This is a genomic window from Arthrobacter sp. zg-Y1219, from assembly GCF_030125545.1.
GTDB lineage: Bacteria > Actinomycetota > Actinomycetes > Actinomycetales > Micrococcaceae > Arthrobacter_B.
Window position 1 is genome coordinate 273,403 of the sequence record NZ_JASKLY010000014.1, and the last position, 25,846, is coordinate 299,248.

General features: G+C 66.0%; 28 protein-coding genes and 1 riboswitch. Of the genes, 12 read left to right on the forward strand and 16 right to left on the reverse strand.

Annotated elements, in window-relative coordinates; all coding sequences use genetic code 11:
* Positions 1 to 21: 21 nt before the first annotated feature.
* On the reverse strand, positions 22 to 1,284 hold the full coding sequence (locus QNO00_RS12565; RefSeq protein WP_284024721.1) for an acyl-CoA dehydrogenase family protein: 1,263 nt from the start codon (positions 1,282 to 1,284) through the stop codon (positions 22 to 24).
* On the reverse strand, positions 1,281 to 2,414 hold the full coding sequence (locus QNO00_RS12570; RefSeq protein ID WP_284024722.1) for an acyl-CoA dehydrogenase family protein: 1,134 nt from the start codon (positions 2,412 to 2,414) through the stop codon (positions 1,281 to 1,283). Before QNO00_RS12570 ends, QNO00_RS12565 begins: the two co-directional genes overlap by 4 nt.
* A gap of 161 nt (positions 2,415 to 2,575) precedes the next feature.
* Between QNO00_RS12570 and QNO00_RS12575 the strand changes: the two genes are divergently transcribed.
* The 6 genes from QNO00_RS12575 (at position 2,576) to rpe (ending at position 7,988) form a co-directional block, all read left to right on the forward strand.
* A complete protein-coding gene (locus QNO00_RS12575; protein ID WP_229966818.1) occupies positions 2,576 to 3,025 on the forward strand; it encodes a nuclear transport factor 2 family protein in 450 nt (149 codons plus the stop codon).
* 100 nt (positions 3,026 to 3,125) lie between these two features.
* Complete coding sequence (locus QNO00_RS12580) at positions 3,126 to 4,010, forward strand: PD-(D/E)XK nuclease family protein (RefSeq protein WP_229966817.1); 885 nt, start codon at positions 3,126 to 3,128, stop codon at positions 4,008 to 4,010.
* A 172-nt stretch (positions 4,011 to 4,182) separates the two neighbouring features.
* On the forward strand, positions 4,183 to 4,785 hold the full coding sequence (gene def, locus QNO00_RS12585) for a peptide deformylase (protein WP_229966816.1): 603 nt from the start codon (positions 4,183 to 4,185) through the stop codon (positions 4,783 to 4,785).
* 12 nt (positions 4,786 to 4,797) lie between these two features.
* A complete protein-coding gene (fmt, locus tag QNO00_RS12590) occupies positions 4,798 to 5,727 on the forward strand; it encodes a methionyl-tRNA formyltransferase (RefSeq protein ID WP_284024723.1) in 930 nt (309 codons plus the stop codon).
* Positions 5,724 to 7,277, forward strand: coding sequence for an RsmB/NOP family class I SAM-dependent RNA methyltransferase (locus QNO00_RS12595; protein ID WP_284024724.1), 1,554 nt, complete (start codon positions 5,724 to 5,726; stop codon positions 7,275 to 7,277). Before fmt ends, QNO00_RS12595 begins: the two co-directional genes overlap by 4 nt.
* Before the next feature lie 42 nt (positions 7,278 to 7,319).
* On the forward strand, positions 7,320 to 7,988 hold the full coding sequence (gene rpe, locus QNO00_RS12600; RefSeq protein WP_284024725.1) for a ribulose-phosphate 3-epimerase: 669 nt from the start codon (positions 7,320 to 7,322) through the stop codon (positions 7,986 to 7,988).
* A gap of 124 nt (positions 7,989 to 8,112) precedes the next feature.
* On the opposite strand, the gene QNO00_RS12605 is transcribed toward rpe, so the two are convergent.
* From QNO00_RS12605 to QNO00_RS12665, 13 genes are all read right to left on the reverse strand, one after another.
* Positions 8,113 to 9,846, reverse strand: coding sequence for an FAD-binding protein (locus QNO00_RS12605; RefSeq protein WP_284024726.1), 1,734 nt, complete (start codon positions 9,844 to 9,846; stop codon positions 8,113 to 8,115).
* The gene (locus tag QNO00_RS12610; RefSeq protein ID WP_284024727.1) at positions 9,843 to 10,091 is read right to left on the reverse strand and encodes a biotin/lipoyl-containing protein; all 249 of its coding nucleotides are present in this window, start codon (positions 10,089 to 10,091) and stop codon (positions 9,843 to 9,845) included. Before QNO00_RS12610 ends, QNO00_RS12605 begins: the two co-directional genes overlap by 4 nt.
* Positions 10,084 to 11,082: an alpha-ketoacid dehydrogenase subunit beta gene (locus QNO00_RS12615; RefSeq protein ID WP_229966810.1), complete on the reverse strand. Its 999-nt coding sequence runs from the start codon at positions 11,080 to 11,082 to the stop codon at positions 10,084 to 10,086. The genes QNO00_RS12610 and QNO00_RS12615 overlap by 8 nt, the downstream gene beginning before the upstream one ends.
* Positions 11,075 to 12,091 carry a thiamine pyrophosphate-dependent dehydrogenase E1 component subunit alpha gene (locus QNO00_RS12620; RefSeq protein ID WP_284024728.1) on the reverse strand — a complete coding sequence of 339 codons (1,017 nt, stop codon included), beginning with the start codon at positions 12,089 to 12,091 and terminating at the stop codon, positions 11,075 to 11,077. Before QNO00_RS12620 ends, QNO00_RS12615 begins: the two co-directional genes overlap by 8 nt.
* The gene (locus tag QNO00_RS12625) at positions 12,088 to 12,447 is read right to left on the reverse strand and encodes a 2Fe-2S iron-sulfur cluster-binding protein (protein ID WP_229966808.1); all 360 of its coding nucleotides are present in this window, start codon (positions 12,445 to 12,447) and stop codon (positions 12,088 to 12,090) included. The genes QNO00_RS12620 and QNO00_RS12625 overlap by 4 nt, the downstream gene beginning before the upstream one ends.
* Before the next feature lie 25 nt (positions 12,448 to 12,472).
* The gene (locus QNO00_RS12630; protein ID WP_229966807.1) at positions 12,473 to 12,751 is read right to left on the reverse strand and encodes a hypothetical protein; all 279 of its coding nucleotides are present in this window, start codon (positions 12,749 to 12,751) and stop codon (positions 12,473 to 12,475) included.
* A gap of 6 nt (positions 12,752 to 12,757) precedes the next feature.
* The gene (locus QNO00_RS12635; protein ID WP_284024729.1) at positions 12,758 to 14,155 is read right to left on the reverse strand and encodes an aromatic ring-hydroxylating oxygenase subunit alpha; all 1,398 of its coding nucleotides are present in this window, start codon (positions 14,153 to 14,155) and stop codon (positions 12,758 to 12,760) included.
* A gap of 101 nt (positions 14,156 to 14,256) precedes the next feature.
* Positions 14,257 to 14,568: a ferredoxin gene (locus QNO00_RS12640; protein WP_284024730.1), complete on the reverse strand. Its 312-nt coding sequence runs from the start codon at positions 14,566 to 14,568 to the stop codon at positions 14,257 to 14,259.
* Positions 14,558 to 15,841 carry an NADH-ubiquinone oxidoreductase-F iron-sulfur binding region domain-containing protein gene (locus QNO00_RS12645; protein WP_284024731.1) on the reverse strand — a complete coding sequence of 428 codons (1,284 nt, stop codon included), beginning with the start codon at positions 15,839 to 15,841 and terminating at the stop codon, positions 14,558 to 14,560. Before QNO00_RS12645 ends, QNO00_RS12640 begins: the two co-directional genes overlap by 11 nt.
* Positions 15,838 to 16,218, reverse strand: a complete 381-nt coding sequence (locus QNO00_RS12650) for a Rieske (2Fe-2S) protein (RefSeq protein WP_229966803.1) — start codon at positions 16,216 to 16,218, stop codon at positions 15,838 to 15,840. Before QNO00_RS12650 ends, QNO00_RS12645 begins: the two co-directional genes overlap by 4 nt.
* Positions 16,218 to 17,366: an amidohydrolase family protein gene (locus QNO00_RS12655; RefSeq protein ID WP_229966802.1), complete on the reverse strand. Its 1,149-nt coding sequence runs from the start codon at positions 17,364 to 17,366 to the stop codon at positions 16,218 to 16,220. The genes QNO00_RS12650 and QNO00_RS12655 overlap by 1 nt, the downstream gene beginning before the upstream one ends.
* 17 nt (positions 17,367 to 17,383) lie before the next feature.
* Positions 17,384 to 18,328 (reverse strand): amidohydrolase family protein, encoded by a 945-nt coding sequence (locus QNO00_RS12660; RefSeq protein WP_284024732.1) that lies wholly within the window; start codon positions 18,326 to 18,328, stop codon positions 17,384 to 17,386.
* Between the two features lie 136 nt (positions 18,329 to 18,464).
* A complete protein-coding gene (locus QNO00_RS12665; protein ID WP_229966800.1) occupies positions 18,465 to 19,406 on the reverse strand; it encodes an alpha/beta fold hydrolase in 942 nt (313 codons plus the stop codon).
* Positions 19,407 to 19,549: 143 nt separating this feature from the next.
* Between QNO00_RS12665 and QNO00_RS12670 the strand changes: the two genes are divergently transcribed.
* A complete protein-coding gene (locus tag QNO00_RS12670) occupies positions 19,550 to 20,827 on the forward strand; it encodes a TetR/AcrR family transcriptional regulator (RefSeq protein WP_284024733.1) in 1,278 nt (425 codons plus the stop codon).
* Here the strand turns inward: QNO00_RS12670 and QNO00_RS12675 are convergent.
* Complete coding sequence (locus QNO00_RS12675; protein ID WP_229966798.1) at positions 20,727 to 21,281, reverse strand: hypothetical protein; 555 nt, start codon at positions 21,279 to 21,281, stop codon at positions 20,727 to 20,729. The two genes, QNO00_RS12670 and QNO00_RS12675, sit on opposite strands and share 101 nt — an antisense overlap.
* Positions 21,282 to 21,375: 94 nt before the next feature.
* Here QNO00_RS12675 and QNO00_RS12680 point away from each other — a divergent pair, with 94 nt between their 5' ends.
* The 5 genes from QNO00_RS12680 (at position 21,376) to ribB (ending at position 25,830) form a co-directional block, all read left to right on the forward strand.
* Positions 21,376 to 21,693, forward strand: a complete 318-nt coding sequence (locus QNO00_RS12680) for a hypothetical protein (protein WP_284024734.1) — start codon at positions 21,376 to 21,378, stop codon at positions 21,691 to 21,693.
* Between the two features lie 106 nt (positions 21,694 to 21,799).
* Positions 21,800 to 21,945: riboswitch (FMN riboswitch) on the forward strand.
* 103 nt (positions 21,946 to 22,048) lie between these two features.
* A complete protein-coding gene (gene pnuC, locus QNO00_RS12685; RefSeq protein WP_229966796.1) occupies positions 22,049 to 22,732 on the forward strand; it encodes a nicotinamide riboside transporter PnuC in 684 nt (227 codons plus the stop codon).
* An 81-nt stretch (positions 22,733 to 22,813) separates the two neighbouring features.
* Positions 22,814 to 23,863, forward strand: a complete 1,050-nt coding sequence (ribD, locus tag QNO00_RS12690) for a bifunctional diaminohydroxyphosphoribosylaminopyrimidine deaminase/5-amino-6-(5-phosphoribosylamino)uracil reductase RibD (RefSeq protein WP_284024735.1) — start codon at positions 22,814 to 22,816, stop codon at positions 23,861 to 23,863.
* Between the two features lie 9 nt (positions 23,864 to 23,872).
* Positions 23,873 to 24,538, forward strand: a complete 666-nt coding sequence (locus QNO00_RS12695) for a riboflavin synthase (protein WP_284024736.1) — start codon at positions 23,873 to 23,875, stop codon at positions 24,536 to 24,538.
* Positions 24,535 to 25,830, forward strand: a complete 1,296-nt coding sequence (gene ribB, locus QNO00_RS12700) for a 3,4-dihydroxy-2-butanone-4-phosphate synthase (RefSeq protein ID WP_284024737.1) — start codon at positions 24,535 to 24,537, stop codon at positions 25,828 to 25,830. Before QNO00_RS12695 ends, ribB begins: the two co-directional genes overlap by 4 nt.
* Positions 25,831 to 25,846: the final 16 nt, after the last annotated feature.

A 25,846-nucleotide genomic window follows, 5' to 3' on the forward strand; every position in this document is an offset into this window, starting at 1 on the left:
GTTTGGCCTCGGAAACATGTGTCAGGCGCCGCCCCGCTTGACGTCCTTGAAGGCGACGCCGCGGTCGGCAGCTGCCTCCCGGGGCATGCCAAGGACGCGTTCGCTGATGATGTTGCGGGCGATTTCAGTGCTGCCGCCGCCGAGGCTTCCGGCCTGGCGGGAGAGGTAGCGCAGGCCTGCATGTCCGTGGCCCGGGTCCTGAAGGCTTGGCCCCGCGACGGCGTTTGCGCCGGCGATCCGGAAGGCGGCGTCGTACTCGGTCCAGGTGCGCTCGGCCTCGAACAGCCGGAGGATCGAGCTTGCCTGGGGAGTGAGTTCGCCCGTGGCGATGGCGCTGCCGATGCGGCGCACCAGCTGTTTGGACACCACCTGCATGATGCGAACATCGGCGAGCTGGTCGCGGACGGAGGTGTCGCCAAGCTGGCCCGTTTCGCGGGCCAGTTCGAGCAGGTTGGGGCCGTGCGCCGCCTTGCTGAACCGGGGACCGCTGACATACGGCGATCCGCCGCCCATCGCGTTGCGCTCGTGGAAGAGCTGCTGCGAGGCGGTTGCCCACCCGTCGTCGACCGCGCCGACGACGTTTCCGGCCGGCAGGCGCACGTCGTCAAAAAAGACCTGGCAGAACTCGTTGGCGCCGTTGACCAGCTTGATGCGGTGGACCGTGACGCCCGGTGCTTTCAGCGGCAGGATGAACATTGTCAGTCCGCTGTGTTTGGGAACGTCCCAGTTGGAGCGGGTCAGGCAGAGCCCGTAGTCCGCGGCGTAGGCAGCCGAGCTCCAGACCTTGGAACCGTTTATCGTCCAATCCTCGCCGTTCCGCTCCGACTTGGTGATGACACCGGCCAGATCGGAGCCGCCGCCCGGCTCCGAAAGCAGCTGGCACCAGACATCCCGTCCGCTGATGATGCCCGGCAGGTACTGCTTTTTTTGCTCCTCAGTGCCCAGGTCCAGGATCGTTGCCGCGCAGATCGCCACGGACGGCACGTTCAGGACGATCGGCAGTTCGTAGCCTGCCGCCTCCTCGTTGAAAGCATGCTGATGGTCGGGGCCGAGTCCCAGGCCGCCGTACTCCTTGGGAAAGCAGATGCCGGCGAATCCGCCGGCATGGATTCGGCCCTGCAGAACCCGCGCCCGCAGCCAGACGTCGTCGTCGATGTTGCCGGCGGGAGTGTCCGCAGCCGGCGGCAGGTTCTCCGCCAGCCAGGCGCGGGCGCGCAGCCGGAACTCTTCCACGGGCTCGGTGCCGGTCGCGTCGGCGGTTCCGGTGCTGGTGGCGGTGCTCATGCTGCGTTCCCTTCGAGAGTGGCGGCGATCCGCCGGCGGTGTTCATCGGGGGTGCCGTACAACGCACGGTCGCAGGCAGTGCGGCGCAGGTACAGGTGAAGGTCATGCTCCCAGGTGACACCGAGCCCGCCGTGCAACTGGACGAAGTCCTGCAGGATGGCCGGCACCTTGTCGCCTACGTAGGTCTTGGCGATGCTCACCATTTCGTGCGCATCCGGAGCACCCGAGTCCAGCGCGCCGGCGGCACCGGCTGTGGTGGCCAGGCACGCCTCCATGGCCGTCTTGTTGTCAGCCATCCGGTGTTTGAGCGCCTGATAGGAGGCCAGGGGCCGTCCGAACGTGTAGCGGTCGAACATCCATTGGATAGTCACATCGAACATGCCCTGGAGGGCGCCGGTCATCTCGGCAGCGGCGAGCAGGGCGGTGTTGTGCAGCTGCGTTTCGACGGCTTCCCGGGCAGCCTCTCCGCGCTGCACCACCGCCCCCGGCGGCACCACTGCACCTGCAAAGGAGAGGGTGGCGAAGCGGCGGGTGGCATCCAGCGACCATGACGGCGTGACCGAGAGCCCCGGGGTGTCGCGGGGGACAAGGACCTGGACCGGGCCCCCGGGGCTGTGGGCGGTCACCAGGAAAAGGTCGGCGGATTCGCCGGCTTCGACCCGGTCCTTGGTTCCCGACAGTGTGAAGCCGCCACCGGGCAGGGGATCGGCCGCCGTTCCGGGGGTCGACGAGTCCCAGCCGCGCGAAGGTTCGTAAAACGCCCAGCTCGCAATGCTGTCGCCGGTCATAATCGCCTCGATCGCCTCAGCGTGGGCTTCACCGGCAGCGGCCAGCCCGGTCAGGACGGCGCTTGTGGTCAGTAACGGTCCGGGAGCGCAGGTGCGGCCAAACTCCCGGGCCACCAGGCACAGGTCCCGCAGCGGTTCTCCGGAAACCGTTCCTCCGCCAAGGTCTTCCGGAACGAGCATGGCCGTCCACCCAAGCTCGGCACCCTGCGACCACCACGTCCGGTCGGTGCCCGCACCGGAGTCGGCCAGAGCGCGGATCTGTGGGCTGCTGCTCGTCTTGTTGAGGAAGTTCCGCGTGGTGTCGCGGAAGGTTTTCTGGTCGGGAGTGAGGTCGGAGTCCATGACTGGTACCTGGCGGCTCTCTGATGAGGGGAACAACGTTTCCCTCATGGAATCACGGAACAAAAATTTGGTCCAGCCCCCTTGTGTCCGGGTCGACTCTCAGCTAGTTTTGGCGACGAGCGGGCATTCCCGAGCCACGTGACAGCACAAGGAGCGAAACGATGGAACTGACCGAAGCGGTTGCCCGGCTCGAAATCCAACAACAACTGGCGAACTACGCCACCGGCGTGGATGAACAGGACTGGGAGCTTTACAAGTCCGTTTTCACGGAGAACGCGGACGTGGATTACTCCAACTCCCTGCCGCTGCGCGGCACTCCCGAAGAGATCGTGGCCTTCTTTGAGCCGATCTTTGGTGCGATGTCCTGGACGCAGCATTACATCACCAATTTCAGCTACCGCTTTGAGGGCAGCGAATGCCAGGTGCGCGCCTTCTTCTACAACCCGTGCGTGCTGCCGGGAGAAAAAACCACCTCGCATCACTACGGTTACTACGACCACCGGTTCGTGCAGACCGACGCAGGATGGAAGAGCGCCCACATGGTCGAGACCATGCTGCACCGCGAGGCCAGCGCGCCGGCTGCGACCCGGGACACCGCGAGCCTCTCCTGACGACCCTCGTCGGACAGCCCTTCGTGACCAGCCGCGGTGCGGAAAGCTGGGCGGGTACCCGTTTTGCATAAACGTCGGTGCCGGGTGACAAACTGAAGACATGACTGATCCAGCTCTGGCACATGCAACAGAATTCGGGCGGATGTACTCCCGCTCCCTCTCGGAACCTCCCACGGTGCCGTCCATCACCACGGTCATTTCCCAGGGGTCCATGACCTCGTTGGACGGATGGCACGGGCACATGGCAGCCACTGCCGTCGTCAAGGATCCGAAGCTTGCTGCCAGCCTGGGCAACCCGGGAGCCCTGCGCAGCGTGGTCAAGGAAGCGTCGCGCGCCTCGGAACGGTATCGGAATTCCGCAGCCGAACGAGGCACCCGGGTGCATTTTTACTGCGAGCAGGTATCGCTGCGTGCCCTGGATCTTCCGCATGAACTGGAAGCAGCACGCACCGCGCTCCTGGAACACGGCGAGCACCAGTTCGCAGACCGCTTCGACGAATGGTGGGACCTCTACCAGGTGGAGCCCCTGGCGCCGGAGATCACCGTGTGGAATGACGAAGTGGGTTACGCCGGAACCCTGGACCTGGTGGCCCGTATCAACGGCCGGCTCTGCCTGATCGACTACAAGACCAAAAACACTGACCGCGACGGGCAGGTCAAGCCGCTGGATGACAAGGTGGTTATGCAGCTGGTCGCCGGAATGAAGGCTAAAGAATCGCTCGTCGACGCTGGTAAGGGCATCTGGGAGCCCTGGGCCTATGGAGAGGATCCGTTGCTGCTCGGCGTTGCGGTCGGACAGACCGAGGTCCGGCCGATGCGCGCCAACCCGGCGGTTCTGCCGCAGCACTGGTTCAAGTTCTGCGCTCTCCGCCGGCTCTGGCAAACCTCGTACGACGTCGCGGGTGCCGGGCCGGCCCTGCTGCCCATTTCGCCGCCTCCGGTCGGAGCCCACGCGGTTTCCGCTGCGCAGCCCTCCGCCACGTAAGCCGTCCCGCAAGCTCCACCCCCGGGCAGGCGAAGTGCCCGAGGCGATGCATCATGTCCGGCCCAACTAGACTGGTACTTGGACAGATCTGTGTCCTAAGATTTCGCACCACCCTGCACCACCCTGCATCACCGTGCACCAGTCAGCAGCAACAGTAAGGAACGAACCCCAGATGGCAATCCTGAACATCCGGATTATCGGCGACCCAGTCCTGCGGACCCCCGCCGAGGAAGTTACGGACTTCGGGCCTGAACTGGCCAAGCTCGTTGCCGACATGGAAGAAACCATGGAGGACGTTGACGGTGCCGGCCTCGCCGCGCCGCAGGTCGGCGTCAGTCTCCGGGTCTTTACCTACCGGATCGACGGCCAGGCCGGACACGTCGTCAACCCCGTGCTGGAACTGAGCGAAGACCGGCAGGAAGACCAGATGGAGGGCTGCCTCTCGATCCCCGGCCTGGGCTACCCGGTGCCGCGGTACCGCTGGACCCGAGTCACCGGCGTGGATAAGAACGGCAACCCCGTCAGCGTCGAGGGTGAAGGGATGCTGGCCCGCGCCTTCCAGCACGAAACCGACCATCTGGACGGTGTGCTGTACATCGACCGGCTGGAAGGTGAAAACCGCAAGAAGGCCCTGCGCGCCATCCGCCAGGCGGACTACGACGCCATTGCCGGACGCACGACGGCGGAGCGCGCCCAGACGGTGGGCTCGGCCTTCGGAGCCGGAGCGTCCTTCGGCGGCGGATCCTTCGGTTCCGGCATCCGCGGACAGGCCTAGCGGCCCGTGGCCATGCGCGTACTTTTCGCCGGCACCCCGTCCGTCGCCGTCCCCTCACTGAACGCCCTGCTGGAAGCCGGCTTCGACGTCGTCGCGGTACTCACCCGCCCCGACGCGCCGCTGGGCCGCAAACGCACGCTCACGCCGTCGCCCGTTGCCGCCCGCGCTGAGGAACTCGGCCTGCCCGTGATCCGCGCCGCCAAGATCGACGACGACGCCGTCGCCGCCATCCGTGCCGCCAACCCCGACGTCGCGGCGATCGTGGCCTACGGCGGACTGATTCCGGAACGGGCCCTGAGCATCCCCGCGCACGGCTGGATCAACCTGCACTTTTCCCTGCTGCCGGCCTGGCGCGGCGCGGCACCGGTGCAGCATGCGGTGATCAACGGCGACGACGTCACCGGAGCCTCCACCTTCCTGCTCGAAAAGGGCCTGGACACCGGACCGGTGTACGGGCAGCTGACGGAAACCGTTTCCCCGGAGGACACCAGCGGCGCGCTCCTGGAACGGCTTTCGCACAGCGGTGCCGTGCTGCTCGCCCAAACCCTGTCGGCGATCGACGCCGGCGCAGCACACGCGGTGCCGCAGTCCGGCGACGTGACGCTGGCACCCAAGCTGACCATTGACGACGCGCGGGTGGATTGGCACCAGCCGGCGCTGGCCATCCGCCGGCGGATCAACGGCGTGACACCCGAACCGGGGGCCTGGACCACCTGGGACGGCGCCCGGTTCAAGATCGGCTCGGCAGCGCTGCGCCCGGACATCACCGATCTGGCTCCCGGCCAGGTCCGCTTCACCGGAGGCACACAGGCATCCGCCGTGGTGGGCACCGGATCCGTCGGCCTGGAACTGGTGCAGGTACAGCCCGCCGGCAAGAAAATGATGCCGGGGGCCGACTGGGCCCGCGGCCTGGCCAACCGTGAGGACGTGGTCTTCGAATGACCCCGCAGAACAGCACTCCCCAGAACCAAAACTCCTCGGCCAAAGCGTCCCAGGGCTCTTCGGGAAGCAACAAGGAACGGAACGAGAAGGGCCGCGAACGCAGCCGTCCCGCCGTCCGCAGCCGCACCGCCCAGGCGCCGGGACAGCGAACCCGCGCCGCTGACCCGGCCCGGCTGGTGGCCTTCGAGGTACTGCGCGCCGTCTCCGAGGACGACGCCTACGCCAACCTGGTGCTGCCCAAGAGCATCCGCAAGCACCAGCTCGACAAGCGCGATGCCGGCTTCGCCACCGAACTTGCCTACGGTGCCCTCCGCGGGCAGGGCACGTACGACGCCGTCCTGGCCAAGTGCGTGGACCGCCCGCTGGACAAGCTCGACCCCGCCGTTCTGGACGCCCTGCGCATCGGCGCTCATCAGCTGCTGGCCATGCGGGTTCCGCCCCATGCGGCCCTGGACCAGACCGTCGGCCTGGCCCGCGCCGTCATCGGCGCCGGGCCCTCAGCGCTGATCAATGCCGTGCTGCGCAAGGTGGCCGCCCGTGACCTGGACACCTGGGTCGCGGAGCTGACCCGGGACGAAACCGACGCCACCCGCCGCGCAGCCATCGAACACAGCCATCCGGAATGGATCGTCCGCGCCCTGCGCCAGTCCCTCGTGGCCCACGGCCGCAGCGTCGACGAAATCACCGAACTGCTCAAGGCCGACAACGACGCCCCGGTCGTGAACCTGGTGGCCCTGCCCGGCCTGGGAAACCTGGACGAGGCCCGCGCCGCCGGAGCCGTTGACGGCGAACTCGTGGTGGACTCGGCACTGTACTCGGCCGGCGACGTCGGCCGCCTGGACTCGGTGCGGGCCGGCACCACCCGCGTGCAGGACGCCGGCTCGCAGCTGGTCGCCCGCGCCCTCGCCGGCCTGGACCTGGGTGACCGCACCGCGGACGGAAGCCGCGACGGCGAACAGTGGCTGGATCTGTGCGCCGGACCCGGCGGCAAGGCGGCGCTGCTTGCCGCCCTGGCCAACGAACAGGGCGCCGTCCTGCTGGCCAACGAACCGGCGGCACACCGCGCCAAACTGGTCCGCCAGGCGTTGGAGGCCGTTCCGGGCGAGGTCTGGGATGTGCGCACCGGCGACGGACGCAGCATCGCCGAGCAGTATCCGGACACCTTCGACCGCATCCTGGTGGACGCCCCGTGCACCGGCCTCGGCGCCCTGCGCCGCCGGCCGGAATCACGTTGGCGCCGCAAGCCCTCCGACGTGGGGGAGCTGGGTGCACTGCAGCGGGACCTGCTCACCGCCGCCGTCGACGCCGTGAAGGCCGGCGGCGTGGTGGCCTACGTGACGTGCTCGCCGCATCCGGCCGAGACCACCGCCGTCGTCACCGACGTGCTGCGCCTGCGCAACGACCTGGAGCTGCTCGATGCCGGCGCCGCACTGGACGCCGTCAGCCTGACCGGAAACCTGGGCGCCGGACATGAGTCGACCGCGCAGCTGTGGCCGCACATCCATGCCACCGATGCCATGTTCCTTGCCCTGATCCGCCGCAAGCCCTGATCCGCCGCAAGCCCTGATTTCAGCAAGTCCACAAGGAGAACCATGAGCAAGTGCTGCATCAACCCGAGCATCCTCTCGGCCGACTTCGTCAACCTGCAGGCCGAGCTGGAACGGATCAGCACCGCCGATGCCGTCCACGTGGACGTAATGGACAACCACTTCGTGCCGAACCTGACCCTGGGTTTGCCCGTGGTGCAGCGGATCCAGGAGGTCAGCACGCTGCCGCTGGACGCGCACCTGATGATTTCCGACGCCGACCGCTGGGCTCCGGCCTACGCGGAGCTGGGACTGGCATCGGTGACCTTCCATGTGGAAGCGGCCGCCGCGCCGATCAAACTGGCCCGGGACATCCGCGACCGCGGAGCCAAGGCCGGCATGGCGCTGCGTCCGGCCACCCCGGTTGAGCCGTACCTGGACATGCTCTCCGAGCTGGACATGCTGCTGATCATGACCGTGGAGCCGGGCTTCGGCGGGCAGAAATTCCTGGACATCACGCTGCCGAAGATCCGCCGGGCCGCCGAGGCCATCCGCGGCTCCGGCCTGCCGCTGGCACTGCAGGTGGACGGCGGCATTTCCGCCGACACGATTGAACGCGCGGCCGAGGCCGGAGCCAACGTGTTTGTGGCCGGATCGGCCGTGTACGGCAGCGGGGATCCCAACGAGGCGATCCGTAAGCTCCGCGCTGCCGCGCAGGCCGTCTCCGCCGGCTGAGGGCAGATTCGACTGTTTCGGGAAATCCCTGCCCTTGCCGGCAGGGATTTCCCGAAACGGCGCCAGAATCCCGGAGAACCCGAGGCGGGCAACCGGGATCCGCCTGAACGCTGTGCCGAATCCGTTAGGACGGCTCGGGCAGCAGCAGTTCAGGCGCCGCTTCCTTCTTAGCCTGATGATTCCTTTCAATGGCAGTGTCCATCGCGTGACGTGCGGCGATGTAGCCGAAGACCATCGAGTATGCGATGCTCGCTCCGGCCCCTGGATAGTGGCGTCCCATCACGGTCGCCGTGGAGTTGCCGGTTGCATACAGCCCGGGAATCGGGCCTTCTGCGGACAGAACGCGCCCGGACTCGTCGGTAAGGAACCCGCCGGATGTACCGACGTCGGCCGGCACGATTTCGAACGCGTAGTAAGGCCCGGTATCCAGCGGCCCGACCGCAGGATTCACCACGAAGGGGTTGGGATCACCCAGACAGTGGTTGTAGGCGGAACTTCCCCGACCGAACTCCGGATCGCGCCCCTGCACAGCGTGCCGATTGAATTTCGCCACCTGGTCGGCGAGACCCTCCGGATCGATCCCGCACTGCACGGCCAGCTCAGCCAGCGTGTCCGCACGCTTCAGGAGCCCGGAATCCAGCCACTCCTTCGGCAGCTGCCCAAACCGAAGGCTGGCCTTGTGCGCATACGTCCGGCGATAGCGGTCATCGAAGATGAGCCAGGAGGGAACGGCGCCGGTGACCTTCTGCCGGGCAAACATCGCCTTGCCAATCTCAACGTACGAGTTGGATTCGTTGACGAACCGCCGCCCGTCCGCGCCCACCATGATGGTGCGGGGGCGGTTTCTCGCCGCCGACAGCGTGCCGGCGGCCAGCTCCCGGCGAGGGCTCGGAAGCCACCAGGCTTCGTCCATCAGATCGGTCAACGCCCCCAGCTCGAGGGTCGCGGCTATGGTGTCACCGGTATCTCCCGGATTGGCCATTGTCCACGACGGATCGGGGCATTGGTCGCCGCCATACTCCTGCCGCAGGTCGGCATTGCGGGCGAAGCCTCCTGCGGCCATGACGACACCGTGCCGGGCACGGACCGCGACCGGCTTGCCGTCCCGTTCAAGACGCACACCCGTCACGACGCCCTCTTCGACGACGTATCCGCGGAACGACGTGTCCAGCCAGAGATCCACGCCACTGTCCACGCACATTTTGACCAGTTCAGCCACGAGCGCCGTCCCGTTCGTCAGGACGGGACGCTTGGTGACGCCGGCGGTCCATGTCCGCAACTGCACCCGCGCCGCCGTGACCAGCGACCGCGGCGACCGGTTGAAGTACTGCACGTCGCGCAGTTCGTTGGTCATGACAGCCATGCCAAGGCCGGAGGCCATGCCCGGCTGGATCTTGGACAGCCACTTGCCGAGCCGCCGCCCGGCGAAGGGCAGAGGCTCGATCGAACGCCCGGTTGCGTGGCCGCCCTCGTGGTTCGAGTAATAGTCGCTGTAGTTCACGCACCGTGTGAAGCGTGCGCCTTTTCGCTCCAGCAGGCGAATCATGGCCTGGCCCTCGTGGATGAACGCCCGACGGCGCGCAACGGTCGATGCCGCCCCGACGTCGCCGACTGTGGAAGCGAAATACTGCATTCCCAGCTCGTCGGAGTCTTCGATCCCGTCCTTCTGCATCAGCGGGTTGTTCGGAAGCCACATAACTCCGCCGGACATCGCAGTGGACCCGCCGAAGAGGTCGCGCTTCTCCACGACGAGCGCACGGCCTCCTGCCTCACGTGCAGCGATGCCGGCGAGCAGGCCGCCTCCACCGCTGCCGATCGCGACGACGTCGAATTCCTCGTCCCACACGACGGCGTTCATGCTGCACGCTCGATCCGGCCGATTTCAGTGCCGACGGCGTACGTCTCGTCCCCGACGGCAGTGCCGTGCCGGAGCACGCCGCTTGTGGCCGCTTCGACCTCCGTTCCCACTTTGTCCGTCTCGACGCTGTAGATAACGTCGCCCTCGCCGATGGGCACACCATCCTCAACCAGCCATTCCACGAAAAGAACCTCCTCTGCCGACATCGAAATTTTCGGAATTTTCACAGCTACATAGTCAGACACGCATGGCTCCCATGGTTGTTCGTGCGGCGTCGACAATGCCATCGACACTGAGCGTTACGGCGGACTCCGAAGCCCGGGCCGGGATCGGAGTGAAGCGTGCGCCAACCCGTTGGACAGGCCCGTCGAGGATGCCGAACAGCTTGGCTGAAATCTGGGCCGCGATCTCCGCGCCCGGACCTGCAACGGTGGTGGCGGTGTGTGCGATGACCGCGCGGCGCGTACGGCCCACGGATTCCAGGACCGTGTCCATGTCGAGCGGCAGCAGGGTGCGCAGGTCGATCACTTCGGCATCCACACCCTCTTCGCCGAGCCGCTCTGCCGCTTGCAGCGCCAGAGCGGTGGCCTGACCGTAGGTGACGATCGTGAGGTCCTTTCCTGGCTTGGCGACGACGGCCTTGCCGATGGGGACCCGGTGGCCGTCCCCGACCGGCACCTCGCCCTTGACCCCGTAGAGGCGCGACGCTTCGATGACCAGGACCGGGTCGGGATCGAAGATCGCCGAGAGCAGCAGACCTTTGGCATCGGCCGGATTGCTCGGGTAGACCACCTTCATGCCGGGCACGTGCATGAACCAGGCTTCGAGCGACTGGGAGTGCGTGCCGCCGGAGCCAGTGCCTGCGAATACCGCTGTGCGGACCGTGATCGGGCTCGTCGTCCTGCCGCCTGACATGTAGCGCACCTTCGCGGCGTGGTTGACGATCTGATCCATGGCGATCCCGATGAAATCCATGATCATGATTTCGGCAACGGGCTTGTATCCCTCGATCGCGGCACCGACGGCGGCACCAATGATCGCTGCCTCAGAGATCGGAGTGTTCATGACCCGGTCTGCGCCGTACTTTGTCGCAAGCCCTCGGGTCACCGCGTTGACGCCGGCGGCCGGATCGGCCAGGTCCTCGCCCAGGAGGAAGACAGTCGGATCCGTCCGCAGCGCCTCGTCGAGCGCCTCGTTGAGCGCTTCTCGAATCGAAATAACACGGGTTTCAGTCATGGGTGACCACCAATCCATCGGCGTAGACATCGGACCGGATCTCTTCCATGTCCGGTAGGGGTGCTGCTAGGACCGTCTTGAGGGCTTCCTCGACCGCCTCGACGGATTCGGCGCTGATCTCATCGAGCTCCACCTGGGTAAATCCATGTGCCAGGAGATAGCGGGGGAACGTGATCATGGGATCAAGTTCACGCTGATGCGCCAGCTGTTGAGCGGGGATGTACGGGGCCGAGTCGCCGGCATAGTGACCTTCGAACCGGAACGTGACCGCCTCAACCAATGTCGGCCCGCCGCCGGAACGCGCCCTGTCGACCGCCTCCGTCAATGCGAGAACCATGGCGACCGGGTCGTTGCCGTCGACCGTGACTCCAGGCATGCCCACGCCCTTGGCCCGGTCGGCAACGTGCTCGATCGCCATGGTGTCCTCGACCGGCGTCATCTCGGCATAGAGGTTGTTCTGGCAGATGAAGACGACGGGGAGCTGCCAGGCGGCAGCCAGGTTGACGCCTTCATGGAATGAACCGGTGTTCGTCGCACCATCACCGAACGTTACGGCCGTGACCCGGTCCGATCCGGACTTCACGGCTGCGAGTGCGACGCCCACTGCAATGGGCACACCCGAGCCGACAATCCCGGTCGTCAGCAGCACCCCGTGGTCCGGATCGGCGATATGCATCGTCCCGCCCTTACCCCGTGAGGCACCGACGGCAGTGCCCATGACCTCGCCGATAATCTCGGTGAGGGGCACCCCCTTCGCCACATGATCGTGCAGCCCGCGGTAAGTGGTGATCAGCCGGTCGTCCGGGCGCAGCACCTGGCCGATCGCCGCCGATACCGCCTCCTGGCCGCGGGAGGGCCAGATGACAGTTGCAAGTTCACCGCGCTTGATGCCCTTGAGGATGCGCGTGTCCAGAGCTTCCTCACGCGTCATCGACCGCCAAAGCTCGCGGAGCACATCTGTGCCCAACTCCGGGGTCTTCCCGGACGTGCTGTCCTCGGATGCGCTCATGTCGCGCTCCTCTCCACTGGTTCCATGTTGTTGTCTTCGGACTCGGCCGGCCGAAAGCCCCTCTTCTCCACCACGAGCGACGAGCCCGTGCAGCGCAGTTGGCAGGCCAGCCGGATGAGACTGTCATTCCGCATTCGACCGGTCATCTTGAGTCGAATGGCATCGCGTTCCACCTCGTCGGCAGGGACGGCATCGCGCTCCCCGTCGACGATTTTGGTGAAGCAGGTCATGCAGTCGGCCTGGCCCCAGCATTGCGTTGGCCAGACGAATCCCTGGCGCCATGCCGCCTCGGCCACGGCCTCCCCGGGGTTGACCTCGAGGGTGACGCCGGCCGGCAGGATTTTTACGTGGGGCATACGCCACCCCCTGTTTTTGGACGCATCATTCGCCTCGCCGGACTTCATCAGGAGTTGGACCAGCCAACTCGGCTTCGAGCTTCGCCCGCCACAGTGCCCGGGCTTCGGGCCCCTCCAGGGCGCTGATCCGCGCCTCGAGATCTCCTACGATTTCCAGCAGTCCGAAGACAGCCTTTCGGAGCACCAGTTCGTCCGACCCGTTGATCCGGTTCCGGTCGATGTCGATGAGCTTGGCGCCCAGGGCGCGCGTAAACGGTGCGTCCTGGGCGAGACTGAGATCCTGTGCGGTGTTCTCCGTGAACATGGCTCCTCAGAGCTCCGCTGCCAGCCGGCGGTCAAGCTCTTGATGCATGTTCGCGATCGTGTTCTCCCAAAGCTCGGACAAGGTCGTCTGGGTCATGGTCTGGTTCTTGATTCCACGCTGCATGCGTTCCAAATTGGCGAAGTCCTGCCGGGGAATCAGCCCCCAGTGATCGGCGTCGTCCTTGTCGTACCTGCCGGCGAGGGTCAGCCGCCCGTCCTCGTGGCCGTCGGGGTAGGTCGTCAGCGACCACACCTCAAACCGGCACCAGTCAGGGTCATCGTTGTACGGACGGATCCGGTACGCGAGGCAGTTCGTGTACATGGGCAGCATCAGGTAATTCGGAAAGAGGTGGATGTCACCGCCCCACATCTTCATGACCTCGGGAGTGAGTTCGGGCGCCTTGATGCCGGCCCCGGCCCAGAACTGGAACAACGCGGTGAGTGCTTTCTGCGTGTATTCCGGCGTGCTGGTGTCCATGCCCCCGGCAACCGATTCGAAGACGGTGAGGTCGCGTTCCAGCGTCATCGCGTCCTGACCCTTTTGCAAGTTGCGCGCCGACTCGAGGAAGTCGGCCTTTCCGCCGTATGACTGGCGCGCATCGCCGCTCTGGAAACGGCCGTGACCGTTGAGGAACGCCGTGTATGCGACGTTCTGCTTGTTGACTTCACTGTCCATATCGCCGGCGTAGGTGTAGAGCTGCGGGTGGGTCTGCTTCACGTGCCAACCCTCGAAGAACGCTTCCTGAGCGAGCTTCCAGTTGCAGTTGATGATGGCTTCCTTCCACCACTTCGCCCGCATGTTCGGCACGCCCATCCGCTCCAGGATGTTTGCGGCCGGAAACAGCCCTTCCAGCAGCGGAGGGGCATTCAGATCCAGATTGACCCAGACATGGCCGCCCCACGTATCGCACTGTGCTTCCCGCAGATTGATGTTGTCCGGGTTCAGGCTTTCCGTATCAAAGCCCTCCCGGCCGAAGACGTGGCTGATCGAACCGTCGGTCTTCCAGCGCCACCCGTGGAACGGACAGACGATCTGGTCTCCTGCGAATCGGCCGCAGCCTTTGCCGAGCTCGGTGGCCCGGTGCCGGCACGCGTTGTGCAGTGCCTTCACACTCATGTCGGGCTGACGCACGATGAGCAGGGATTGACCGACGACCTCGTACTCCACGAAGTCGCCGGGCTGGGGGATCTCCTCCTCGCGAGCAGCCATCTGCCACACATGGGGCCAGAGGTGCTTCTTCTCGAGCTCGAAGAACTCCCGCGAGTAATAGCGTTCCGCCGGAACATGCAACGAGTCGCCCATGTGGTGGGGGACCTTCGCATTGACATCGTCACCGTTCGGGCCCAAAGCGATCGCAGACTCGATGTTGTCGGCGGGGAGATGATTGGTTGTGGTGGTCATCATTAACCTCACTGTTAATAGTTCCAATCTCAACGAAGCAGCCTCCGAAGAGAACCAGATGTTTGCTCAGATTCGTTTGTGGAATGGCGTCGACCGGCAAGTGTTCATCGTTGCTTTAAGCGCTCCTTCAGTGGACATTTCGCGTCCGGGCGCCCGGACCTCGAAACGCCCGGGTCTCCGCCCAGACGCTCCGGGTGCATGTCCGCGAGATCGAGGATCGCGTGTGCCGGACAATCCAGGATCGCCCGGCGCACGCCAGCCTCCTGCTCCGGCGGAATCTCACCGCCCCTCATGAGTGACGGGTAACCCCAGTCGTCGAGGGAAAAGATCTCCGGCGCGTGCAGCGCGCACGCACCGAAGCCGTCACAGACCGTCCTATCGAGTTTGATGCGCAAAATTGCCTCCTCAATATCCATGGACCGCGAACGGTGCGGGTAAATGCTCACCTTTGGTAATGCAGGACGAGCATTCGTCGATCAGGTGGGATTCGACGGCATCCGGGAACTCCCGCAGGAGAGTTGCAGCAGCATTGGTTGCGCCGTCCAAGGTGCCGCACGCCCCACGGCCCCGGAGGCCGGCCGCCCATTGGCGCAGCCGGTCGATATCGGGTTCCCGGGCTCGGCCAAGCCGCAAGCCGGTGACAACGGCGGCCATGGCGGCTGTTCCGTTGAAGCACGAACCGCATTGACCGGCGTTGTTGGCCGCGAAGTACTGGAGAACTCCGCCGGCGACGGTCACTGGACAGGTGTGCTCGTCAAGGACGCCGACCGCTCCGCACCCCAGGCCGCTGCCCGCGGCAGCAACCGCGACGTACTCAAGAGGAAGATCCAATACGCGGGAGGAAAGGAGCCCCGCGAAGTAGCCTCCCATCAGCGCACCCGTGACCGGGGCATCGTGCCCGCGCCACGTCAGCACCTCTCGAAGCGTGACACCGAACGGCACCTCCGCCAGGACGGTGCCGCCCGACGTCGAAAGCGTCATCAGGTAGGTCCCGGTTGAATCGTCGGTTCCCACCGAGCGGTACCAGGCGCTGCCCCTGGCATGGATCAGCGGCAGATTACTGAGCGTCTCCACGTTGCTCACCTGAGTGGGCCGGTCGTCAACGCCGCGCTCGAACGGACGCGGCGGCTTATCGGAGGGCAGTGCCGGGCCGCCGTTGAGGGAACGCACGGCAGCCGTTTCCTCTCCCGCCACGTACGCGGGGGATACCCGGTGGACGGTTATGTCGGGTCCGTTCCTTGCCCGACCGGGATACTCCAAGAGCGCGCGTTCAATGCTGTCGGCAGCCAAGGGGTCCGAGAGGTATACGTACGCTCGCTCCGCACCCGCCATAACGGCAGCGAGCCGCAAACCGTCAAGGACCAGGTGCGGACGGTTGCGCAGCAGCCACTTGTCCTTGACGGACGACGGCTCGCCCTCCTCGCCGTTGGCAATCACAACCGGCGCAACACTGCCGCCCCGCACAGTGGTTATCTTTCGGGCAAGAGGGAACGCTGCTCCGCCGCGTCCCCGCAGACCCGCGGCAGTGACCTGGTCGAGCAGTGCGTCAGGGTCGAGCAGAGGCGCGTACCCGCCGCCGTCCAGGTACGCGTTCACGTCCTCGGCACCGTCGAGGCGAAGGAGGCGTGGCTCGATCGCCGGATAGACGGCAACCGGAACACCCACAGTGGTACCCGCCGGGGCGCTCACGCGGTGATCACCACTTGGTCGCCGTCGATGCGGACCGGGTAGGTGCGAATGCTCCACTCGGGCTTGACGGTGGTTGTTCCGGTGGCCAGCTCGAAACCCCATTGATGCCAGGGGCAGTAGATGAACTCGCCCTCACGGCTTTGCCGTGCTCCGCCGGGACGCTCCTGGTCGACGACGTTCGTTCCGCGGGTGCGGCCAACGCACAGCGGGCCGCCCTCGTGCGGGCAGTAGTTGGCAATGGCATAGAAAACTCCGCGCACGTTGTAGACGCCGACTCCATAACGCCCTATCGGGACGACCTTGTGCTCACCCGGGGGGATCTCGTCAACGGTCGCGACGACATGCTCGCGGCCCCGGGGGAGTTCAGTGCGTGCCATCAGAACGCCCTCACCTGTCCTGCGAGTGCCCCCACGCGGCTCGGCAGCCCGAACAGATCGATCGCGTTCTGATGCATTACCGCGTTCCGCATGCGCTCCGGTATGTGTTTGGCCAACCAGCGGGGCTCGTCGAAGGTCCAGTGCGGATAGTCGGAAGAGAACAGCATGATCTTGTCGGCCTCCATCCATTCAAGCGACCTGGTCAGCTCAAGCTTGTCCTCGGGGTAGTCGAGCGGTTGTGTGGTGAACCAGATGTTCTCCAACACATATTGGGAAGGCTTTTTGCTCAGGCCCGTCTCCTTGCCGCGAGCCGCGTGAATGGCGTCCATCCGCCACATCAGTGGCAATATCCACGAGAAGGCGTGCTCGATGAAGACGATCTTCAGAGTCGGAAACCGTTCAAAGACGCCGTCGAAGATGAGGCTCATGACCTGATTGGCCGCGAGCATCGAGTACGTGACCATGAAGTCGTGGTTGTAGGTCATGAACCCGACCGGGCTCATCGGCAGAAGGTTGTGCAGCCCCCGGCTGAGATGGCACGCCACCGGAATGCCGTGCTTGACAGCGGCCTCCCAGACCGGGTCGTACTTGGGGTTTCCCCAGGAAGGTCGCGGCTCAGCATAAATCAGGACCTGTTTGAAGCGCTCATGGCCGGCCCAGCGCTCAATCTCCCGCGCTGCCCGCCCGGGTTCGGTGATGTTGGCGCAAATGGACCCGTAGAACCGGCCGTGCCAGTTATTCACCGGGTCAAGCCACTGCGCCTCCTGCCAGAGGTTGGTGGCCGCAGCCATCGCGGTCACCTCTTCCTCTGTGTCACCCATTCCACCCGTCGTGGGACCGAGCATCACCACGTCGGATCCGGAGTCGAGCACCAGCTGACGAAAGGCCAGATCCGGGTCCGAGCACGCGAACTCCCCATCGTCCGGGAACGAATCGACCCGCATGGCCTTCGAGTGGTGGAAATCCGGCGGATCGTAGACCAGTCCGTTGTTGGCCCCCTCCGCCTTGAGCGCCTGTTCGCGCGCGATCCGAGTATCGAGGTATTCCGCCAAGGCGCCCCGCCGCGGCGTTGGATGGACATCGCAGTCCACGACCCTAACGGGCACGGTCTGCGTCTCCGCTGTCTGGGGGATCTCTGTCTGTGTCATCTCAGCCTCCTTCGGCATCACACGGTGGCGGGAACATGGATCCCATAGAGTTCGGCGGCGTTGCGCCAGAGCACTTTCTCGCGTTGCCGCCGCGTCCATCCGGACGGCAGCGAATCCACGGTCGAGCACTGCCAGTCGGGGTAGCTCGATCCGAACATGAGCATGTCCTCCTTGCCCGTCATCCGAAGCCATTCCGACGCGTACTCGACGTCACCCGGCCCGTCGAGCGCGCCGTTGACGAACCAGACATGCCCGGGAAGATAGTCACTTGGCATCCGGGGCGACCAGGGCGTCTGCTCCAGGTGCGGCCGGCCGAAGGTGTCCATGCGCCACATCATGGGCGTCAGCATGTCTGCAGCGCCGTCGGCGAACACGATCTTCAAGTCGGGGAACTCCTCGAAGACCCCTTCGGCAATCATGTTCATGAGGTGGTAGACGAAGTTCAGCGGCTGGAACCCCACGAGCTGAGGGTAGGTCCGCGCTGTTCCGTTGGGGGTGGGCGGGTGCGTGATCCCTTGCCCCATCTCCCAATGGATCGCGACCGGCAGTCCGGTTTCGACGGCCGCACGCCACAGCGGCTTGTAGTGCGGCCGGCCGTACGGTGCCTGAGTCTGCATCGGCAGGGCGATCTGCACGACCTTGGGATGGGCGGCCCACCGATGAATCTCCTTCACGGCGGACTCGATGTCGTTGGGATTGACCCGGATTGTCCCGAGGTATCGGTCGGCATACGTTCCCGAGTCGAGCCAGCGTTCCACCAGCATCCGGTTGGTCGCCTCGTGGATCGCCGACTCCAGATGCCAGTCCGGCAGTACGCCGACGGTCATCGGATGCAGGATGGCCAGGTCGAAGCCGCGCTCGTCGAAGATCGCCCTGCCCACCAGATCGGGGTCGGAGCCGGCGTGTGCCGCCGGATCCGGCTGTGAGCCGCTGACGTACCGCCCTCCGAGAGGCGCCGTCAAGGTTGTGTCCGGTGTCGGAAAACCACGGCTCGCCCAAGGCTCACCGAGATAGTTCCGCAGCTCCTGGTCGGAGGCGAAGAATGTGTGCACGCTCGCGTCGATGCGAGGGCAGCCCGTGACGCCCGGCTGCGTTCCATCAGATTCCATGTGGACCAAAGTATTGCTCCGAAAGGGTTTGCACAAGACCCTGTCCTACTCGCTCCGGATTCCCGTCGATGAAGTCAAGAAAGCTCGGCACGGCATCCATCCAGGGATCGAAGATGCTGCCCTGCCCCGCGTCCCTGGCTTCCTGGGCCCGCTCCCATGCGTCCTCGGGCCACGGGGGATCAATCAGTCGGGAACCGCCAATCAGGGAGTGCACCTCGAGGGATGTCCGTTTGGGGTGATCGATGTCGGCCTCCCCGCCGCGCACGATCAGCGTCGGAACGGAGATGGACTTCATCTGATGGTCGGGCACTCCGGGAATGGCCTCCGTGGCCTTGGGCACATACGCTTCGAGCCACCGCCACATGACGCGCTCGAAATCCTCAGCCCCGATATCGATCAGGCGCTGACGGTTGCGCGGATTGTCGGCAACGAGGTCCGCCCAGCTGCCCGCCAGCCCCCGCTGGGTCAGCACACCGGGGATGCCGCTGCGTCGAACGGTGCGAATCTCACTCATGATGTACACGTTGGCCAGGCTCATCGATGCGAACGCCCCGCCGACGATGGACCAGACGATGAGCTTGCGCACGAGTTCCGGATGCTCGATGGTGAAGACGATCGAGTCGCGTGCGCCGCCTGATCCGCCGAGGGCGATGACGGGCCCGAGGTTCAGTTCGCGGACCATTCCCGCCAGGGTCTCGGACCGCATGTGGGATTCCGATGCGCCGAACAGTTGCACGTCGGAGCGCCCCGTGTTGGGCCGGTCCCAGATGAGTACGCGCTTCCCGGCCGCCGCCAGGGCCTCGGCGAACGGGCGCACGCCCGGGTAATCCTTGCTGAACCTGCCGCCGGGCGTCACCGTCAGCACATCACCGCCCTCCGGCCCGAGCAGCTCGTACTCGACGATTCCTCCGTTGATCTCGATCTGCGCCACGATGCCAGCTCCTCTCATTGGGCGCCCGCGCGCCACGTGCCCGAACCTAATTGTTGCTCCGCCTTGAGGGCAAGTACTTTGGGGAAACCGGTTTGGCAGGGTCGGCCCGTGCGCCAGGATGCGGGGTGCGGGATAATGGCCGGATGGACGGATCACGGGGAAGCAGCACTGCGGGGGATTCGGCGGTTGGCCGAACCGAGGAGATCCGACAGGTCGCTACCAAGCTCTTTGAGCAATCGGGGTATTCATCGACCACGATGACTGACATCGCAACGGCTGTCGGAGTGCTTCAGGGCAGTCTCTACCACCACTTCGACTCCAAAGAGGACATCGCGCTCGATATCCTGCAGGACTTTCAACGTGAGCTCACAGCACTGGCCGACGATCTGTCGAGCAGGCTCCGCACCGGAATTGCCGACCCGCGGGATCAGTTGGTCGAGGTCGCCACCGCGGTCACGGATCTCTCGCTGCGCAGCAAGGCCGCGCTCCGACTCATCGCTTACACGGCACCCAGCGCCTCCTCGGAGCGCTTCCGTGCAGCACGGGAATGGCAGACGCCTGGGCTGGAACGTGTCTGGAAGCGAGCCGTTCAACAACTCGTGCCCGATCCCGATCCCCGGACTCAGGATGCGGGCCTGCTCCGGTTCGCCCTGGACAGTCTCACCCTGCATTCGGCGGTCAACCCTCCGGGAATCGAGGAGGCGGGCCGCATCGCGAATCTCCAGACCGCGATGCTCCTCGATGGCCTGGCTTCCGATGTCCCACCGGATGAAGAACTGAACCGATCCGAAGCGCTGCAAGCCGCGAGGCAGGCGATCACGACGTGGAAGGAGCCCGGCACCCCTTCGGAGCCGGCAAGCCGGGACCACATCGTGGCTGCGGCACGCGTGGAGTTCGCACGGCGGGGATTCGATGCCACGACGGTCCGGGACATTGCCGATGCAGCGGGAGTTCGCATGGGGACTCTGTATCGGCGGGTCGGGTCCAAAGAAGAACTCCTGGCGGAGATCCTCACCGCCTATGAACGGCACATGGACGGTGCGGTGCGCAGTGCACTGACGACCGGCACCTCCGAGGCGGCCTCATTGGACGCACTGGCCCTCGTGATGGTGAGTGCCAAGCGCCGCTTCCGGCTGGAAACCGAGATCGTCAAGCTCACCGATCCCTGGAGCAAGCCGGGCAACCAGGCGATGCAGGCCTACCACGCCAGCACCCGCGCGCGGCTCCGGCTTTTGGAAGGGGTTCTCGAGCGGGGAGCTGCGACGGGGGCCATTCGTTCGCTTGGCGCCCCGGCCGCCGTCGGTCCGCAGATTCGTTACATCAGCTGGGTACCGTATCAGGATTTCGCCCGGGCGAGCCCGGCACGGGCCCACCGTTTTCTGCGAAACTCCCTGTTGCGGGGTTTCCTGCAGGAGAAATAGCGTCGACGAGTTCGATTCTCACCGTTTCGTTGAGGGCGGCCTCGAGCGCTGTGTGCACCCGGCTCTCCGGCACCCGGCGCATGTCCGCGCGCGCCAGGGTCACGGTGACGTCCCCGCTGCCGTCGGCTTCATCGCGGCTGACCGCCCCGGAGAGGCCGAAGCGCTCCAGAACGGCCCGCGCGTCGTCGTCCGTTCCGCGGCTCACATAGGTCACGACGCCGAGCCGAACCGGAACGCCAAAGGCGGTCGCGCAGAGCGACAGGAGTTCGCGGTCGCCCCAATCGGCGAATTCGCCCTCACGGAGCAGCGCAAGTTCGGTTGAACCCTGCTCAGCGTGCGCGGCCGTGTGCTCAACCAGGGCGGCACCCCGTTGGCGCAGATAGGCGACGCCAGCGGCAAATTGCGCAGTTTCCAGAGTCGAGTCGAGGATGATCCTTACCACAGCAATGGGCATCGTTTCATCGTAGCGGCCGCCTACTCTGGAGCAAACAGTTGATTCACGCTACTCTTCGAAAAATTGTCGCACACGAATCCGCAAGGGAGCAATGGTGGACAACAACAACAGCGGTGTCCTGATGGTGACGACGACGCCCCGTCCGGGCATCTCGGATGAACGCTTCAACAAGTGGTACGACGAGGTTCACATTCCCGAGATCCTCGAGCGCGTTCCGGGGGTCGGTTCCGTCGAACGCTTCCGCTGCCCGCCGGGTGAACCGGAGGTTCGGTTCCTTGCGATTTACCGCACAACACGGCCGGCGGCCGAGGTGCTTGAGGCCCTGCGCGGTGCTGCGCTGTCGAGTTCGGCCGAGATGCTCGACATGGAAACGCATCCTCCGGTGGTGGCCCCGTTCGATGCGTTGGGCTGAGGAAACCGGAACCTGACGAGGAAACAGGCCAATGTGACGCAGGTTACTTGAGTGTTCAAGGGAATTGGCACTCAGCCGGTCTGACTGTGCAAGAATAAAAGCAACAATCGTGCTCCGGGGTCGGTGTAATTCCGAACCGGCGGTTATAGTCCGCGACCCGCACTGCAGCTCCCGAACCCCGGGAAAAGCGGTGCGGTTGAACTGGTGAAATTCCAGTACCGACAGTTAAAGTCTGGATGGGAGAAGCACGTGCAGTTTGTTGAACCGACGGTTAAACGTCCCCGCCCGCGCGGATGTTTCTGTCGATGCACCGTACTGTCGTACCCCGGAGCTGCCGCTTAGGGATAGGAACGACATGGATTTTTTGCGGTGGCTCTTTGACGCTCAGGTACCGGTGGGGTCTTCGTCCCTCCTGGTGCGTGAAGTTGTCGGCAACATATTCGGGCTCCTCAGTGCCTTCGGCGGCATGCGCCGTAAAATCTGGGCCTGGCCGGTGGGCATCATCGGCAACGCCCTGCTCCTGACCGTGTTCCTCGGCTCCCTCTTTGGCACCAGCGATTCCGCTACGCTGCTGGGCCAGGCCGGACGCCAGGTCATGTTCATCGCCGTCGCAATCTACGGCTGGCGGCGCTGGAAACAGAGCCAGGACGACGGCGGCGAGGCCGTCACGCCGCAGTGGGCCTCCGGCCGGGAACGGATCGGACTGGTCACCGTTCTGCTGCTCGGCACCGTAGCCCTCACCCCGGTCTTCGCGCGTCTGGGGTCCTACGAACCGGTCTGGGCGGATGCCTGGACCTTCGTGGGTTCCCTGCTGGCCACGTACGGCATGGCCAAGGGCTGGGTTGAGTTTTGGCTGATCTGGGTGGCCGTCGACGTCGTCGGCGTACCGCTGCTCTTTAGTACCGGCTACTACGCCACGGCGTTCATGTACCTGTTCTACGGTGTCTTCACACTGATCGGTTTCTTTGTCTGGTGGAAAGCCAAGAACAATGAAAAGCCGAAGGTGGACGTCCTCATGCCTGACCCGAGGGTCCGCTAGATGGGGCCGGAAACACCGGACGGCCGGAGACGGAACCCGCCGGCAGGCGCCGGTGGGGCGGCCGCGGCGGAAACCGGAGCCATGATTCGGGCGCTGGAGCTGGCACGCCGCGGGATCCGCGGCGCCAACCCGCTGGTCGGAGCGCTGATCCTGGATCCGGCGGGCCAGGTCCTGAGCAGCGGCTTCCACCGCGGTGCAGGCTCGCCGCATGCAGAAGCTGCCGCGCTGGCCGCCGCCGAAGCCGCAGGCATCGACGTCATCGGCGCCACCATGGTGGTGACGCTGGAACCGTGCAATCACACGGGCCGGACCGGCCCCTGCTCGCAGGCCATAGAAAAGGCCGGCATTGCCCGGGTGGTGTATGCCGCCGCGGATTCCACCGCTGAGGCAGGCGGCGGAGCCGCAGCGCTGTCCGCAGCCGGTGTGGAGGCGGAGGGCGGCCTGATGGCTGCCGAAGCCGCTGAGCTGAACCACCGCTGGATCCGGGCAATGGGGGACAGCCGGCCGTTCGTGACCGTTAAAACGGCACAAACCCTCGACGGCATGACCGCAGCCGAGGACGGCACCAGCCAGTGGATCACCGGCAGCGCCGCCCGCGCCGACGGGCACGGGATCCGGTCTCGGGCTGACGCCGTCGTCGTTGGCACCGGAACCGTGCTGGCCGACGATCCGCAGCTGACGGCGCGCGACGCCGAGGGGCGGACGGCCGAGCGGCAGCCGCTGCGCGTCGTCGTCGGCTCCCGGCCGGTGCCCGACGACGCCGCCATCCGCGGCAGCGACGGCCGCTTCCTGCAGCTGGCTGAACACGACCCGGCGGCGATCTGCCGGAAGCTGTATGCCCGCGGGGTCCGGCACCTCATGGTCGAGGGCGGCGCCACCGTCACGAGTGCTTTCCTGCGCGCCGGACTGGCCGATGAGCTGGTCGCCTACGTGGCGCCGCTCCTGCTCGGCGCGGGCACATCGGCGGTGAGCGGCCTCGGCGTGCACACCCTCGCGGACGCCTCCCGCTGGCGCTGGGACGAGACCGGCGCCGGCCCCGCCCGGCTCGTGGGTTCCGACCTGCGGCTCCGACTCGAACCGGTGCCTGAACCACCAAGCAACGAACGACTTCCCAGCGGCAAACGAACGTAAGGATGACACGTGTTTACCGGAATTGTGGCTGAACAGGGCAGCGTTGAATCCCTGAACCCGAATACCTCCGGCGACTCGGCGGTGCTGGTCATCAGCGCCCCGGAAACGGGCGCCGGACTGGAACTGGGCGGATCCATCGCCGTGAACGGTGTCTGCCTCACGGCCACGGCGGTCGACGGCGACCGGATTTCGCTGGACGTCATCGGCGAAACACTGAATCGGACCACCACCGGCAGGCTGCGCCCCGGCATGCCCGTGAACCTGGAACGCTGTGTTCCGGCCGGCGGGCGGCTGGACGGGCACGTCGTCCAGGGACACGTCGACGGCGTCGGCGAGCTGCTGGAGCGTGAAAACCTCGGCAGCTGGGAGCGGCTCCGCTTTGCGGTTCCGCACCGCCTGGCCCGGTACATTGCCGAAAAGGGCTCCATCGCGGTCGATGGCGTGTCGCTCACCGTGACCGAGGTCAGCGACGCCGGCGAGCCGGAGCAGTGGTTTGAGGTCGGCCTGATTCCGACCACCCTGGCCGAGACCGGGCTGGGTGCCCTTCAGCCCGGGGGAGGGGTCAACCTGGAAGTGGATGTGCTGGCCAAATATGCCGAACGGCTGCTCGCCTTCACCAATCCCAAGAAACCGGCCCACGCTGCCGGCGGCGCTTCGAACGGAGGCGCCGCATGAGCATCCGGCTCGACAGCATCGCGGCAGCAGTTGAGGCGATCGCCGCGGGCCGGCCCGTCGTCGTCGTGGACGATGAGGACCGTGAAAACGAAGGCGACATTATCTTCGCCGCACAGCACGCCACGCCCGAGCTGATGGGCTGGACGGTCCGTTACAGCTCGGGGGTGATCTGCGTGCCGCTGCCGGCCGCGTACGCCGACCGGCTGAACCTGCCGCCCATGACAGCAGTGAACGAGGACGCGAAGGGCACCGCCTACACGGTCTCCTGCGACGCGGCCGAGGGCATCACCACCGGCATCAGTGCCGCGGACCGCGCCGCGACCTCCCGCATCCTGGCCGATCCGGCCGCCGCCGCCTCCGAGCTGACCCGGCCCGGACACATTTTCCCGCTCCGGGCGCACGACGACGGCGTCCGCGGCCGCCGCGGCCACACCGAGGCGGCGGTGGAGCTGGCCCGGCTGGCCGGCTGCACCCCGGTGGGAGTCATCGCCGAACTCGTTCATGACGAGGGAGCCATGATGCGGCTGCCCGCCCTGCGCGAGTTCGCCGACACGCACGGCATCCCGCTGGTCTCCATCGAGGACCTGGCGGCGCACTTGGACACGATGGATCGGGCGGGGACCCCCGTGACGTCCGCCGCCGTCGTGCCCGGGCCGGAAGTCCAGCTGCCCACCGCCTACGGCGACTTCACCGCCCGGGCCTGGACGGACCTCCGCACCGGCGCCGAGCACATGAGCGTCTCCGCGCCGGGAACCGGGCTGCAGCCGGATGCCGCCGGAGCCGGGAGCATCGGTAACGGCACCGGTGCACCGCTGGTGCGGCTGCACTCGGAGTGCCTCACCGGTGATGTTTTCGGCTCGTACCGCTGCGACTGCGGCGAGCAGCTGGAGCAGGCACTGGAACTCATTTCCCTGCACGGAGGCACCGTGATTTACCTGCGCGGGCATGAGGGGCGAGGGATCGGGCTGGCGAACAAGCTGCGGGCCTATGCGCTGCAGGAAGCCGGCGCCGACACCGTGGAGGCGAATGAGCAGCTGGGCCTGCCGGTGGATTCCCGCGACTATGAGGCCGCCGCGGACATCCTGCACGCCCTGGGGCTGAACCGGATCCGGCTGCTGAGCAACAACCCGGCCAAGCGGGACCGGCTGCAGCACTTCGGGATCACGGTGGAGGCCATGGTGCCCTCCGAGGTGCCCATCCGCGCCGAAAACGAACGCTACCTGCAGACCAAGCGGGACCGCATGGACCACCATCTGACGCTGCTGCGGACCCAGCCCGTGCGGCAGAGCTAGCTGCGGCCTTCCCTTC